The sequence below is a fragment of the Paenibacillus sp. SYP-B3998 genome (assembly GCF_010820665.1).
Lineage (GTDB): Bacteria > Bacillota > Bacilli > Paenibacillales > NBRC-103111 > Paenibacillus_E.
Genome location: NZ_JAAIKC010000003.1, coordinates 12,295 through 27,482 on the forward strand (window position 1 = coordinate 12,295; position 15,188 = coordinate 27,482).

14 protein-coding genes are annotated in these 15,188 nt (G+C 46.8%); 12 read left to right on the plus strand and 2 right to left on the minus strand.

Annotation, left to right across the window (positions count from 1 at the left end):
- The first annotated feature begins 79 nt into the window (after positions 1–79).
- From GK047_RS10385 to GK047_RS10400, 4 genes are all read left to right on the plus strand, one after another.
- Entirely contained in the window at positions 80–613 is a 534-nt protein-coding gene (locus tag GK047_RS10385; RefSeq protein WP_163945402.1) for a DUF309 domain-containing protein, read from the plus strand.
- A complete protein-coding gene (locus tag GK047_RS10390) occupies positions 610–1,332 on the plus strand; it encodes a response regulator transcription factor (protein WP_163945405.1) in 723 nt (240 codons plus the stop codon). The genes GK047_RS10385 and GK047_RS10390 overlap by 4 nt, the downstream gene beginning before the upstream one ends.
- Positions 1,325–2,779: a sensor histidine kinase gene (locus tag GK047_RS10395; RefSeq protein ID WP_163945407.1), complete on the plus strand. Its 1,455-nt coding sequence runs from the start codon at positions 1,325–1,327 to the stop codon at positions 2,777–2,779. Before GK047_RS10390 ends, GK047_RS10395 begins: the two co-directional genes overlap by 8 nt.
- A 135-nt stretch (positions 2,780–2,914) precedes the next feature.
- Positions 2,915–3,487, plus strand: a complete 573-nt coding sequence (locus GK047_RS10400) for a hypothetical protein (protein ID WP_163945409.1) — start codon at positions 2,915–2,917, stop codon at positions 3,485–3,487.
- A gap of 91 nt (positions 3,488–3,578) precedes the next feature.
- On the opposite strand, the gene GK047_RS10405 is transcribed toward GK047_RS10400, so the two are convergent.
- The gene (locus GK047_RS10405; protein ID WP_163945411.1) at positions 3,579–4,181 is read right to left on the minus strand and encodes a beta-class carbonic anhydrase; all 603 of its coding nucleotides are present in this window, start codon (positions 4,179–4,181) and stop codon (positions 3,579–3,581) included.
- Positions 4,182–4,237: 56 nt separating this feature from the next.
- Positions 4,238–4,561 carry an iron-sulfur cluster biosynthesis family protein gene (locus GK047_RS10410; protein WP_163945414.1) on the minus strand — a complete coding sequence of 108 codons (324 nt, stop codon included), beginning with the start codon at positions 4,559–4,561 and terminating at the stop codon, positions 4,238–4,240.
- Between the two features lie 148 nt (positions 4,562–4,709).
- Here GK047_RS10410 and GK047_RS10415 point away from each other — a divergent pair, with 148 nt between their 5' ends.
- The 8 genes from GK047_RS10415 to mutS all read left to right on the plus strand — a co-directional run bounded on the left by GK047_RS10415 (position 4,710) and on the right by mutS (position 15,187).
- Positions 4,710–6,230, plus strand: a complete 1,521-nt coding sequence (locus GK047_RS10415) for a carboxypeptidase M32 (RefSeq protein WP_163945417.1) — start codon at positions 4,710–4,712, stop codon at positions 6,228–6,230.
- A 131-nt stretch (positions 6,231–6,361) separates the two neighbouring features.
- Positions 6,362–7,375, plus strand: a complete 1,014-nt coding sequence (locus tag GK047_RS10420; RefSeq protein WP_163945420.1) for an ABC transporter substrate-binding protein — start codon at positions 6,362–6,364, stop codon at positions 7,373–7,375.
- A 38-nt stretch (positions 7,376–7,413) separates the two neighbouring features.
- The gene (locus GK047_RS10425) at positions 7,414–8,187 is read left to right on the plus strand and encodes an ABC transporter ATP-binding protein (protein ID WP_163945423.1); all 774 of its coding nucleotides are present in this window, start codon (positions 7,414–7,416) and stop codon (positions 8,185–8,187) included.
- The gene (locus GK047_RS10430; protein WP_163945426.1) at positions 8,180–9,025 is read left to right on the plus strand and encodes an ABC transporter permease; all 846 of its coding nucleotides are present in this window, start codon (positions 8,180–8,182) and stop codon (positions 9,023–9,025) included. The genes GK047_RS10425 and GK047_RS10430 overlap by 8 nt, the downstream gene beginning before the upstream one ends.
- A 70-nt stretch (positions 9,026–9,095) precedes the next feature.
- Positions 9,096–10,055: an aromatic acid exporter family protein gene (locus tag GK047_RS10435; protein WP_163945429.1), complete on the plus strand. Its 960-nt coding sequence runs from the start codon at positions 9,096–9,098 to the stop codon at positions 10,053–10,055.
- A 105-nt stretch (positions 10,056–10,160) separates the two neighbouring features.
- Positions 10,161–10,727: an outer spore coat protein CotE gene (locus GK047_RS10440; RefSeq protein WP_163945431.1), complete on the plus strand. Its 567-nt coding sequence runs from the start codon at positions 10,161–10,163 to the stop codon at positions 10,725–10,727.
- 144 nt (positions 10,728–10,871) lie between these two features.
- Entirely contained in the window at positions 10,872–12,332 is a 1,461-nt protein-coding gene (locus tag GK047_RS10445) for a putative amidoligase domain-containing protein (RefSeq protein WP_163945434.1), read from the plus strand.
- Between the two features lie 188 nt (positions 12,333–12,520).
- Positions 12,521–15,187, plus strand: a complete 2,667-nt coding sequence (mutS, locus tag GK047_RS10450) for a DNA mismatch repair protein MutS (RefSeq protein ID WP_163945437.1) — start codon at positions 12,521–12,523, stop codon at positions 15,185–15,187.
- Position 15,188: the final 1 nt, after the last annotated feature.

The following is a 15,188-nucleotide window of genomic DNA, read 5'->3' on the forward strand; positions in this document are numbered from 1 at the left end:
GGACGGTAGCCCCCTTTTTCGAGTAACATGGATAAGGAAGGAACGATTTCGGCAAACAACATGGCGAGGGGATTTAATCATGAATCAGTATCCGGAGGCCTACACGGATTATTTATTGTTTTTTCATGCAGAGCGAGATTTTTTTGAGTGCCATGAAGTCATGGAGGAGTTTTGGAAAGAACATCCCAATGATGTGCGCAGCAGGACGTATGTGGCTTTGATTCAGATTGCTGTTGGCTTGTACCATGACCGGAGAGGTAACCGAGCAGGTGCGGTGAAAATGCTGCAAAGCGCAGCGCAAAATGCAGATGCGGATCATCTTGCTTCATTGGGACTAGATGCTGACAAACTTCAAGAGCTGTTAATAGATCGTTGGACACGTATTCAGCAAAGTGAACATGAATATGAAGACATCAGTTTACCAATTATAGATGCTGAACTTCTTGCTTGGTGCATGAAAGAAGCTGAGCAGCGTGGATTAACCTGGTTGGCTCCCAGCCCGCTTCATAATGAAGCGTTAATTCAGAAGCATACGGTAAGAGACCGTTCAGATGTCATTCGCGAGCGAGAAAGACAGCAGCAGATTCGTAAGGAAAAGGGTGGCGCTAGATGAGCTCCGAGGGGAAAGTTCTCGTTGTTGATGATGAGCCTAATATTGCGGAAGTTGTTAGATTGTATCTAGAGCACTCGAATTTTGAAGCTATTCTCCTCGCTCGCGGGCAAGAGGTGCTTCGAACTATCCAAAATGAGAAGCCCCTTTTGGTCCTGCTGGACATTATGCTCCCAGATATTACAGGCTATGAGCTGTGTGAAAGCATACGTCGCATGGACCCGCCTTTTGATCAAACACCTATCATCTTCCTCACAGCAAAAGGGGAGTCCATTGATAAGCTCAGAGGGTTTAACATGGGGGTTGATGATTATTTGGTTAAGCCCTTTGATCCCAATGAGCTCATCGCAAGAGTGAAAGCCGTATTACGTCGCAGCACCCAGACACATCCAGATTTATCCAATGCGCAATCTCGCAAATGGCTGGAAATTGGCAATATTGTGGTGGATATGGAACAGTACCGCGTTACTGTGGGAGGAAAACGGATTGAACTGACGCCCAAAGAAATTGAACTGCTCTATTTCCTGACCAGTCATCCAGGACGTGTGTTTACGCGAGAGGACTTGCTTGGTTATGTATGGAATTTTGATTTTACCGGCGGGACTCGTACTGTCGATGCACATGTGAAAAACTTACGCAAGAAGCTTGGACAGCATGAGCATTGGAACATTCAAACACTTTGGGGGATCGGCTACTCCTTCGAGGTGATGCAGCATGTTTAAAAAGTGGCTGACTGGGAAGTATCGCAGCCTCTATTTGAAATTGTTTTTATCATTTCTGGCGACCTGCATACTGTTCTTCGTCGGTCTCTTTGTGTTCTGGAACTACTATTTTACTGATTTATTTTATAAGGATAAGAAAGAACTGTTAGACAAACGTTTCGTCGAAGTGACCCGATTAGTGAATTCTTTTCAAGAGGGTTCCATTTCTACGCGTGAACTGAAATATACGATTCGTATCTTGGCTAGAAGTATTAATGGACAAGTGTGGTTGGTTGACGATAAAGGCAATGTTTTGACAGGATCCTCAGATAGTGAAGGCAAAATGCTGCCCAAGTCGATGGATGCGTTGTTCATTGATGGGCTTCATGGTCGATCTGGCAATAGCATGGTTAGCCTTGCTACGCCTGATCAGCTGATGGTCAATTTATTCACCTATCATGCACCGTATCAACTGAACGGACAGCCTATCGTCGTATTTTTGCATATCCCGGCAGGAGATATCAGTAAAGCGATATCAGCCGTTCGAGTCAATATTCTTGTGCCCTTGCTGTTCTCACTTCTTGCTGTAGGGGCCATCTTGTTTATCATATCCCGCAAGTTGGCTGGCCCGCTGCAACAAATGAACAGGGCTGCGTTAGAGCTTGCCGGGGGAGATTTCACGACGCGAGTTCCGATTACCTCGCAGGATGAGGTAGGGCAATTGGCAGCTAGCTTTAACTTCATGGTGCAGCAGTTGGAGGAGTGGGAAGGCACACGTCAGGAATTTCTGACGAACATATCTCACGAGCTTCGTTCCCCGCTAACGACACTGCGCGGCTTGATCGTGGCTATGAATGATAAAGTCATTCCTGTAGATAAATACTCACACTATTTGCATATCTGTGATCAAGAAGTTCAGCGACTACAGCGGTTAGTTAGTGACTTGCTGGACTTAGCGCGAATCCATAATGGAGTTGATTTGTTTCGCATAAGGCCTGTCGTGGTGCAGGACATGCTAGAAGAAGTCATGGAGCTATTGAAGCCGCATGTCGCCTACAAAAATATTCAACTTCATATGGCAATGCCTCCACGGCGAGATGAGCCCGCAGCAGCATATCTAGACCCTGATCGTTTCGCGCAAATCGTGCAAAACCTGATTTATAACGCGCTCAAATTTACTCCTGCAGGCGGGGAGTTGACGGTTGCGTTAGAAGAGGCAAGGAACGAAATTGTGCTTTATATTCGCGATACAGGGAAAGGGATGTCGGATACGGAACTGGAACGGATCTGGGATCGTTTCTATAAAGCGGATGAGGCCAAGAACACGCGAAAAGAAGGGCTAACAGGAACGGGGCTCGGTCTAACAATCGTGAAGCATTTGGTTAGCGGAATGAACGGAACGATACGCGTTCAAAGCCAGTTAGGCGAGGGGACTGAATTTCGTTTGGCGTTTCCTCGAAAGGTATAGGATATTTACAATTTTTTTACAATAAAAGCAAACATTCTTCATGGTTATCGATTATCCTGTAGCTGGTAGACAGGATTTTTTCCTTTGGGGGTGTAGGGGTTGGGACGTTCACGAATTTGGATGCTTATCGTTATAATGGCAGCAATTTTAGTAAGCGGTTGTCGTCATACACTGACTGTACTTGATGCCATTTCGACGTCTACTGCGCCTGCCAATGAGAAACCGCAAATGTTTGCAGAGGATAATCAAGCAAGCGAATTGCAGAATTACAAAGAGAGACAGCTTGTACTAATTTTCCAATCATTGATCAGAATGGACCAACACATAGGGCTGGCAATTACGAAAGAGCAAGCGGTTGCGATGTTGCCTTTTGTTCGCAAGAGCATAGATGAAGGAAGCTTGAATGAAATAGACCATAAGGCTGTTATGAAGGAGCTAACAGCGGAGCAACAATTATTCTTGTACCAACTGACGAAGCAGATAAGCAATTGCACGATGAAGAGAAACGATCAATTACCTGAGGAAGTATCATCCGAAGAACGGGAAAAGAGAATTGCAGCGTTCAAGGCCAGAAGAAGTATAAATGATTCGTTTGACGAAGGCCGTGGAGATCCAATTCATGGAGGGGAATTGTCCCTATTAGACGGCAAGGCTTTGGGGCAAAGTGTTGAGAAGCAGCTAATCGAATTGCTGGAAGCGAAACAATAAAATGCTATCGTTAGCTTTGAACATTTTTTCATGTATTCGCTGGACAAAAAAAAGGTGCTAACCCCATGGGGATAAGCACCTTTTTCAATACTTATTTGAAAGGAAGTGTTAATTGGGTTGTTTCGTCAGCATCTGTCTCATACCCATTGGAAATGAGATCAAGACGGCCAGTTTGCGGGTCCATAATGAGACCGTGAACGGGCAGGTTTTTCGGTAGTAAGGGATGATTGCGAATAATATTTACGCTTTTCTCAATCCCTTCTTGAACGTGCTTGAAGCCAGCGAGCCAGCGAGCCAGATCAATGCCTGAATGCCCGAGCGTGGCAACAACGTCATCGGAGATGCCCCTTTGCTTCGCTTTGGAAATGACGCTTTCCGAGTTTAAGCCGGTCATCCCGCAATCGTAATGACCGATGACAAAAACTTCATCGGCATCAAGCTCATAGACGGCTACGATGATACTACGCATAATACTGCCGAAGGGATGGGAGACAATCGCGCCGGCATTTTTAATGATTTTGGCGTCTCCGTTATGCAGATTCATTGCTTTTGGGAGAAGCTCCACGAGACGCGTGTCCATACAAGTGAGAACAACCATCCGTTTATCAGGGAACTTTGTCGTCAGAAACTCCTTGTATTTTTTCGTTTCAACGAAGCCTTTGTTGTGCTCCAGTATTTCTGTGATTAAAGACATGGTTTTCCCTCCATACAAGTTCTAGTGGTGCAACGGTCTGGGTGTTTGTGCAAGTATTATCTTTTGTCGATTAAGTTCATATGGGCGTTGTAAATCTGATTATTGCTCTTTAGTATAAAGGATTTGTTTCCCGGATGGTAGTCAACTTTCATGGATTCTTCGAAAAAGATCTCATCCTTGGGTTTGTAAACAAGTTGGAACGGCTCAGCATCTGCACGAAGATCGCCACTTTCCGCGGCCATAACGATCCATAGGGTAGGGACTCCATTAACGGAACATCCGCAGTCTTCTGTGTCAAAGACAAGTTTAATCACGCCTTGATTCTCTCCTAGGAAGGGTGTAATTCGTTCAATCGCGCTATCTGTAAACGTAATTTTCATATTCGGGTCAGCTCCTTATCGGTTTAGCAGAAAACTTTCATTTTTGGCGATGGGTTGCTCGTATATTGTAGCATAACTCAGTTAAATTTGATTCTGACTAGGGGACGAAGTATGATAATTTAAGAAACATTTGGAAGGAGATTTGAAAATGAGCGTGCAAGAAAACCAAACCAAACTAGATGCGTTTAAAGCGTATGTTCGCAAAATGAAGCAATATAACGAGGCTATTGCGCTAATTTATTGGGATATGCGCACGGGCGCTCCCAAAAAAGGGATTGGAACTCGATCCGAGGTTGTTGGTGAGTTATCGACAGAAGTATTCCGGATGTCTACCTCTGATGAAATGGGTGGTTATCTGGATGATTTACTGCAACCATCTGTATTGGAACAGCTCGATGCGATTTCCCGCAAGATGGTGCTGGAATGTAAAAAAGAATATGACCGCAGCAAAAAAATACCGGCTGCTATGTATCAGGCTTATGTCGTCCTGACTTCACAATCGGAATCTATCTGGGAAGAAGCGAAGACCAACTCGGATTGGGCTCTGTTTCAGCCATATTTAGAGAAGATTGTAGCTACCAATAAGCAATTTATTGAGTTGTGGGGCTATGAAGGCGATAAATATAACACATTGCTGGATGCTTTTGAGCCAGGGATGACCGTTGAGAAGTTGGATCAAGTATTCGGCTCGCTGCGCGACAAAGTCGTTCCGCTGCTGCAGCGCATTCAATCCGCTCCGAACCAGCCTGATCGCTCCTTTTTGGATCAACAATTCGAAATCAGCAAACAAAAACAATTCTCGCTGCATATTTTGAAGCAAATGCAATATGATTTTGAAGCGGGTCGTCTAGATGAAGCGGTACATCCGTTTGCAACCGCGCTCAATCCCGGCGATGTTCGAATCACAACGCGCTATCTGCCTAATGATATTACATCTGCGCTCTTTGGTACGATTCATGAAGGCGGTCATGCTCTTTATGAGCAAAATATTTCTGGAGATTTGGTCGGAACGAACTTATGTGAAGGCACTTCGATGGGGATTCATGAATCCCAGTCTCGTTTCTGGGAGAATGTGATCGGTCGCAGTAAAACTTTCTGGAGCCGTTATTACAGCGAACTACAAACGACATTCGGCGGTCAAATCGATGAGGTAGATGTGGATACCTTCTACCGTGCGATCAATCACATCCACCCTTCGCTGATTCGTATTGAAGCGGATGAGCTTACCTATAATCTTCACATCATGATTCGTTATGAACTGGAAAAAGGCTTAATCAATGGTACGATTGAAGTTAAGGATCTGCCGAAAGCTTGGAACGAGAAATACGAGGAATATTTGGGCGTTGTTCCGACGAATGACGGAGAGGGCGTCTTACAAGACATACATTGGTCAGGTGGCGCGTTCGGTTATTTCCCTTCCTACTCGCTGGGTAATATGTACGCTGCGCAATTCACGAATACGCTTCGCAAGGAACTTCCAAACTTTGATAGTCTTATTGAGGAAGGGAATCTGGCGCCAATTAAAGATTGGCTTTCGGATAAAATCTATCAACATGGCAAGTTGTTGACGCCCAATGAAATCGTCAAGCAAGTGACTGGAGAAGAGCTAAACCCAGACTACTTGGTTCAGTATCTGGAAGAGAAGTACAAAGCAATTTACGGGATTTAAGGAAATTTAATCTCTATAAGACAGCACTCCTTCTAATAGGCGTGCTGTTTTTTTATTTCCATACAAGCTGCTGTTAACCGACCTCTAGGCCCCTGCATACGATACAGTACTACTTACCAGGAGGAAGGTCTATGAATATACGGAAAACATGGGGCGTTGTACTTTCCGCCGTCTTATTGCTTAGTGTTTTCGTCTCCGCATGCGGCACGAAAACCGCGGAAACAACAAAAGTTCGCATCGGAGAAGTGACGCGTTCGTTATTTTATGCGCCGCAGTATGTGGCATTGTCGCAAGGCTTTTTCAAAGATGAAGGATTGGATGTCGAATTGACTACGACACCAGGAGGCGACAAAACGATGACAGCCTTGCTTTCTAATGGCATTGACGTTGCGCTGGTCGGCTCGGAAACATCCATTTATGTATCGCAGCAAGGCTCGGATGATCCAGTCATCAATTTTGCCCAGCTTACGCAAACCGATGGCACCTTTCTTGTTTCACGCAAAAAAGTGGATACCTTTGATTGGAACTCACTGAAGGGCACGATTTTCCTTGGCCAAAGAAAAGGTGGCATGCCCCAAATGGCCGGAGAATTCACGTTGAAAAAGCATAACATCAATCCGCAAAAAGACTTACAGCTTATTCAAAACATCGATTTCGCGAATATCACCTCTGCCTACTCTTCAGGAACGGGTGCGTATGTGCAGCTCTTTGAACCACAGGCGACGGTTATTGAAAAAGAAGGTAAGGGCTTTATCCTGGCTTCCTTCGGCGTGGAGAGCGGACACTTGCCCTACACCGTCTTCATGACCAAGATGAGCTTTCTAGATAAAAACCCAGGTACTACACAGAAATTCACGAATGCAGTACAACGCGCGCAAAATTGGGTGAACGCGAAGAGTGTGGACGATATTACAACCGCCGTACTGCCTTTTTTTAAGGATATTGACGTTGAAATTGTCAAAAGCGTCATCAAACGATACAAAGATCAGGGCTCCTATGCAACAGATCCGATTGTAGATGAACAAGAGTGGAACAATTTGCTGGATGTCATGACATCAGCCGGTGAGTTAAAGGAAAAAGTGGCCTGGCGTAAGCTGGTGAACAATAGCTTTGCGGAAAAAGCTAAATCAACAATAAAACCATAATTCAGCGCCGATGATGAGAACATGAAGGGGGTACGGACATGAACACAGCTGTAACCGTCAATGACGTGACGCAAGTTTATGTAACAGAGCAGCGAGCTACGCTCGCGATCCAACATATGCATTTCGCGATCCAACAGGGTGAGTTCGTTAGTCTGATCGGTCCAAGCGGCTGTGGGAAAACCACCGTATTGTCCATCATTGCCGGACTGATTTCACCAACGGTTGGAACAGTTTCGATAGCTGGTGAACAGGTGAGCGGCCCTTCAACTCGTGTGGGCTACATGCTTCAACAGGACTATTTATTTCCATGGCGCACGATCTTTGATAATGCTGCCATCGGATTGGAGCTTCAAGGATTGCTTACCGAAACAAAGAAGCAAGTAGTCCTTCATTTGCTAGAAGAGATGGGGCTGCTTAGTTTTAAAGATTATTATCCCGCGCAGCTCTCTGGTGGAATGCGTCAAAGAGTAGCTCTCGTTCGGACGCTAGCTACGGACCCCGAAATTTTGCTGCTGGATGAGCCCTTCTCAGCATTAGATTATCAAACCAAGCTGCAGTTGGAGGATTTGGTTGTAGAAACTCTCCGCGCAAAAAAGAAAACAGCTCTACTTGTCACACATGATATTTCAGAGGCAATTGCCATGAGTGATCGGGTCATCGTACTTGAGCCGAAGCCGGGTCGTATTCGTCAGGAGTTCATTATCCCTGAGGAGATTCGCACTGCCCTGCCTTTCACGGCGCGAGAGAAACTCGGCTTTCACACGTTATTTCGAACCATTTGGCAGGAATTTGGAGGCGATCCTCATGAATGATCACAGAGAGAGGCAGTCTAATCCTGTACACATCGCTCCAGTTGAACTTACGAAAACCGTGCATCAACAATTTGTCGCGGACAGGAAAATAGAAACGCGATATGTAAGAATTGTTCAGCTCGTTATTCTCTTAGCTTTCTTTTTCTTGTGGGAGCTAGCGGGCCGTTTAAAGTGGATTGATACACTGCTCTTCAGTTATCCGACGAAAGTGTTTAGCCTGCTCTGGGATAAACTGCTAGACGGTACCCTATTGCCTCATGCGGGGGCAACCGTGCTTGAGACAATTATTGGGTTTGCTTTGGGCACTTTATTTGGCACCGCATTAGCCGTCATCATTTGGTGGTCGCCTTTTCTATCTCGCGTGTTAGATCCCTATATTGTTGTGCTAAACAGCATGCCCAAAGTTGCGCTGGGGCCCCTTTTTATCGTTGGCCTTGGACCCGGTCTGCTTTCCATTATCGCGACAACGTTATCGATTACGGTCATTATCACAACGTTAGTCATCTATGGCAGTTTCAAAGAAGTGGATGCCAATTACGTCAAGGTTGTAACCCTTTTTGGAGGAAACAGACGTAAAGTGCTTCAAAAGGTTATTCTCCCTGCTTCTTTCCCAGCGATAGTGGCGACTCTGAAAGTTAATGTTGGCTTAGCGTGGGTCGGTGTAATTGTAGGCGAATTTCTCGTCTCGCAGATTGGTCTTGGGTATTTGATCATCTATGGCTTTCAAGTCTTTAACTTCACACTTGTCATCTCTACCTTAATCGTTATAGCCATTGTAGCAACCTTTATGTACCAAGCGGTAGCTTATCTGGAGAAAAGAATTACGAGACATCAGTAAAGCTTGCCACAAGCTGACCAAAATGAAATAATGAGCCCATAGTCAAAACCAGTAAAGAGGTGAAATCGCTATGGGCTTTCGTGTGCTCAAAACCGCCCTTGCGGTCGTGATCGCCATGTATTTAGCTCACTTGTTAGGAATTAAATCCCCGGCAGCTGCGGGACTTCTTGCCATACTTGGCATTGAAGTGACGAAGAAAAAAGGCATAATTAACTCCATACATCGAATCATTGCTTCGCTTTTAGCTTTATTAATTGGCTCGGCAATGTTTTGGGTTTTCGGATTTCACGCATGGGTGGTAGGGTTATTTATCATGATTGCCTTTCCTATTTTGCACCGTTTGGGTATTAGTGAAGGTGCCGTCACCGGAGCGGTTGTCATGTTTCATTTGTATGCCTATGAAACGTCTGATGCGTTGGCCATTCTTAATGAAATTGAGCTGTTAGTAGTCGGTCTAGGCACATCCACGTTAATCAATATTGCTTACATGCCGAAGACAGATAAAGCTATGGTGGCTAAGAAGACGAAGATTGAACAGCTTTTTTCGGATATTTTCGTTAAAATCGCACAGCATTTACGGGACAATTCGTTAGTGTGGGATGGCAAGGAGCTTCTCATTGTTGGAGAAGAAATTGAGCACGGCGCAGAGCTGGCAAAACGGTCGATGGATAATTCGCTTATTTTTGGCGGAGATCCTTATTGGCGGGTATATTTCTATATGAGAAGCGAACAATTGGAGTCCATTCACCGAATGATCGATCTGGTTGCGCAAGTTTATCAAACCTTGCCACAAGGCGAGCTTGTTGCGACTATTTTTGAAGACTTGAGTCAATCCGTTAAAGTAGACTATTATACGGGCTCCGCAGAGAAAGAGTTGCACGAACTGGATAAGCGTTACAAAGAGATGCCGCTTCCTGATAGTAGGGAGGAATTTGAGGTGCGATCTGCGATTCGACAGCTTAATCGGGAGCTTATGCAGTACCTTACTGTGGCCAAAAGGCAGAAAAAACAGCGCCCAGAAACGGGCTGACTCTGTTAAATCAAACTATATTTTGACAAGCGAAAATAATTGTCACTATAGACTACTGTCCTGCATACACTTGTATTGAATGATTGTATGGAGGAGGTTGAAAGGATGTCATTAGATAAAGATTTGCAGTGCAGAGAGATCATTACAAAGGCTGTCTGCGGTAAAGGACGCAAATTTTCGCACGTAAGTCATGCCGTGACTCCGCCCTTTTCTCCGACCAGTATTTTGGGCGCTTGGATTATCAATAACCAATTCGAGTCGATCCAATCCGGAGATGGCGTAGAAGTAGTTGGTACTTATGATATCAACATTTGGTATTCTTACGATCGTAATACCAAAACAGACGTAGCAAAAGAAACCGTATCCTATGTAGAAATCGTTCCACTAAGTTATCTGGACAAAAAACATAAGCCGACGACTGCGGAAGTATCTGCTGTCGCAACGCAAGAGCCGAACTGTGTGGAAGCCAGCATCTCCTCAAGCGGCGACAGCGTAGTAATCCGGGTGGAACGTGAGTTTCAAGTTGAGTTGATTGCCGAGACGAAAGTCTGTGTAGTCGTTTGTACGAACGGCTGCAATGACTTCGACGACAAGCATGTGGATTTCGATGACAGCGGCGTCGGTGATTTCGAGGATCTTGACGCCGAGTTTCTGGAAGACGAATTGGTTTAAGGGACCTTATACTCCAGTCTATGCTGGAGTTTTTGGTTCGGAAGAGGGCATTTGCCCTCTTTTTTTGTTTTTTATGCGTAATTGGGCAACGGGAACCGGAGCTTCAGCTTCGGAAACCTAAATCTTGCGTGAAGGAGCCATGTCATGGAAACATTCTTGCTGCACACACAGGAAAAAGAAGCGTTGGAGCTTGCATCGCTTATCCGTATCCCAAGTGGAACGAAGCTTCCGAAGGGGTGGGGCGGGCATTTGGTCATTCACTGGGGTGGGGCGCATGACGAGTTGCCGAATGTACCAGCTCTGCAACCGTTGAGGGCGATTGTGAGAGTTCAGAAGCGAACGAGGCGCGAGGAGTTGCTAAGCCTTCATGGCATCAAAACGTTAGCATCACACGCTCCAGGCTTTAATGAACGAGTTGCGTTTACGCATAAATATAAGGTTGCTGTGTTTCATCTGCAAACCCTGGCTGTCTATGAGAATAAAGAATCGCACCTGGTTGCAGAGAAGTCATTCCTCAATCAAAAGCAGCTTCAGAAGGAAGCCGTGTATCGAGAGGTGGACCCGGAGCTAGCTAATTTTCATGTGAGGAGGGCCAGTCGTGAAGCCGTCAAAGCAATTTATGCGCTAGGACTGGATTATGGCCTCGTAACCGTCGGTGTACTGCAGACAGGGCATACGCTTGTCCTGAATGTAGATCCCGTTCCGAAGTTAAACAAGAAGCTCACACAGTTGTTTGCTCAGGCTATCGACCGCTTCGATGCGGCACTTACGAAGGAGCTGCAGCGGAAGGAGCGCGTAATGCTGGGTAGCGATCCAGAGTTTCTGCTGCGCAGCCCGCAGGGCACAGTTGTTTTCGCCGACCGCTTCCTTACCAGGGAAGGCGCAGTAGCTTGCGATGCGATCGTACTCAGCGGACATCGACTCATCCTACCGCTTGCTGAGCTGCGTCCGCAGCCAAGCACAGACCCTCGCGAGCTGCTGAGGAACCTGCATGCGACCATGCGGCTTGCCGCGCGTTCGATCCCTGACGAAAGCCTCGCGTGGCTTTCGGGCGGCATGCCGATGGGGGGATTCCCCCTCGGCGGACATATTCATTTCAGCCGTTGCTGGCTGAACGGACATTTACTGCGCGCGCTTGATAACTACCTCGCGCTGCCCTTGATCTTGATCGAGGCGGAAACAACGCGCAAGCGCCGTCCACGGTACGGCTTTCTTGGCGATTTCCGGCGTAAGTCGCACGGCGGCTTCGAATACCGGACGCTTCCGAGCTGGCTGGAATCACCAGAAATTACACGAGGGGTATTCGCGCTCGCCTCGCTCATTGCGGATAACTATTGGCAGCTTCCGTGGTGGCCTTTGCAAGCCTCGGATATCCAAGCTGCCTATTATCGCGGGGATAAACAGGAGCTGCGGTTAATCGTTGCTAAGTTGTGGCAAGAGCTGGAGCAGCTCAAAGCGTATGGACAATTCGCTACTTCACTGAATCGCCTTCGTGCACGCATCGAATTGATGGAATCATGGAACGAGGGCGAGGATATTCGGAAAGCTTGGAAAATAACTCCCTACTCGCGCAAAGAAGCTATTGAGCCTGCAATCATGTTATAATAAGAAAAAATACTTAGATACTTGCCAGGTCCTTACTGCTCGCTAACTTATGCTCGGGAGCTTATGAACGCTTATTGGGATAAGGGCGGAGTGTTCGGACCTTGGCAGTTCTTTTTTTGCACACATAAATAATAGATTGATAGATTCCTAGATGAATTTAACGATTGGTTGGAGGAACGAAGGACGCTATGGCTCAATACACGCCGATGATCCAGCAATACTTGGCCGTTAAGGCGCAGGTCCCAGACGCATTTTTGTTTTTTCGACTGGGTGACTTTTATGAGATGTTTTTTGAGGATGCCATTAACGCATCGAGAGAGTTGGAAATTACATTAACGGGCAGAGAAGGCGGAGCGGAAGAAAAGATTCCGATGTGCGGTGTCCCTCATCACGCAGCCGAAAATTATATGTCCCGTTTAATTGAAAAAGGCTATAAGGTGGCAATCTGCGAGCAAGTCGAAGACCCTTCAGAAGCTAAAGGCGTAGTCCGCCGAGAGATTGTGCGCATTGTGACACCAGGAACAATCATGGACAGCAAGCTGCTAGGTGAGACTAGCAATAATTATATTGTTTCGCTCGTAAATAAAGAGATGGGATACGCCTTTACGGCTTGCGACATTTCAACCGGTGAGCTTTACACCACGCTGCTTCCTGATTCTTGGGAACTGGTGATTGATGAACTCAATATTTATAGTCCTTCAGAAATTATTACTGACAAGGCGATTCTAGCAACAATTCGTGAAACGAGCGCAACTTGGGGACGCAATACGGTGATGACGGAGTGGACAGAAGCGGACGAGAAGCTGCTCGATGAACATTTTGCTGAGGATGCCGCATTGCCTAAGCTGACCCGTGTAACCCGTCATGGAGTGGCCTTGCTTTTAGCGTATTTAAAAGAAACCCAAAAAAGAGCTTTGACGCATGTTAAACATATTCGGCTCTATCAGCCTGATCAATTCATGACGATGGATCCTTTTACACGCAGGAATTTGGAACTGGTTGAAACCGTACGAGAACGGGCTAAAAAGGGCTCTCTGCTCTGGTTACTCGATAAAACGGTTACCGCAATGGGCGGGCGGATGCTTCGTCGCTGGATTGAAAAGCCGCTTATGAACGTTTCGCGGATCGAAGAACGTTTGGAAGCGGTCGACTTACTCTATAATCAATTGATTGTGCGTGAAGATGTGAAGATGGCCCTCAAAGAAGTGTATGATCTAGAACGGTTAGTTGCTCGGATTTCATATGGAAACGCCAACGCTCGCGATATGAACGCGCTTAAACATTCCTTACTCCAGGTTCCGTTGCTTCAAGAGGTATGTGCCGCATCGGGGTCGGAGACGCTTCGTAAGCTCGTCCAGGATATGGACGGTTGTGAAGACGTTGCGGCTTGGATTGCCGGGGCAATTGAGGACGAACCGCCAGTGTCTATCCGAGACGGTGGGATGATTCGCGAGGGCTACCATGGATATCTGGATCAGCTTAGAGAAGCGAGCAAGAACGGGAAACAGTGGATTGCCGAGCTAGAGCGGCAGGAGCGTGAGGCGACGGGCATTAAGTCGCTGAAAATTGGCTACAACAAAATATTCGGGTATTTTATTGAAGTGACTAAGGCGAATATGGCTTCGCTGCCAGAGGGCCGCTATGAGCGTAAACAAACGCTTGCCAACGCAGAGCGATATGTAACGCCGGAGCTCAAAGAAAAAGAGGGACTCATTCTCGAAGCGCAGGATAAAATGGTCGATCTTGAATACGAGTTGTTCACCGAACTGCGTGATCGAATTTCTCAGCATATATCTAGATTGCAGAAATTGGCTGAAGTCATCGCAACAGCTGATGTATACCAGTCGTTGGCTGCTGTCAGCGCGGCTCATCACTATCGCAAGCCACTGATTGGCGAAGGCTTCGAGCTTCATATCGAGGAAGGCCGTCACCCTGTAGTGGAAGCGGTCATTCAGGACGGCTCGTTCATCGCGAATGAGACGAGCCTAGAGCAAGAGCAGGGACGCATTTTATTAATTACCGGGCCGAATATGGCCGGTAAGAGCACGTACATGCGCCAGGTTGCCGTAATCTGCCTGATGGCACAGATCGGTTGTTTTGTGCCGGCAAGATCCGCGCGTATTCCGATCACTGATCGAATATTTACGCGGATTGGCGCGGCCGATGATCTTATCGGCGGCCAGAGTACATTCATGGTCGAGATGATGGACATTCAAGTAATGACAGAGAAGGCAACGAGTAAAAGCCTTGTCATCATCGATGAATTGGGTCGTGGGACATCTACCGGCGAAGGTATGGCAATTGCTCAGGCGGTTATTGAGTTTCTGCACAACCGAATTGGCTGTAAGACGCTCGTGTCCACGCACTTTCACGAGCTTGCACATTTGGAAGAAAGCCTCTTGCATCTGCGAAACCACTGCATGGCCGTTAAAGAGAGCGGCAGGCAGGTTACCTTTCTGCGCAAACTAATCCGCGGGGCAGCAAGCACAAGCTACGGCATTTACTGTGCCGAGATTGCAGGGCTGCCTGACATGATCATTCAGCGCTCGTATGAGTTGCTGAATGGTTTTGAAGAGCGGGCGGCGGGAGCTGCGCAGGCCGCCGCATCGCTTGAGCCGCCTGCTGCCGTAGCGCAGCAGGATTCGGCAACCCCTGCTCCGGATGCGAAGTCGGCAGCAGCGATTCAACAACTGTCCCTCTTTGAGGAAGACAGCAATCATAGCCCCGCCGTCAAGAAGAAGCTGGACGGTAAATCACAGCTGGTGCTTGATCAGCTAAAGGGGATCGACTTAATCAATATGACGCCGCTTCAGGCGCTGAATTTGGTATACGAGTGGAAACAGAAGCTACAATAAA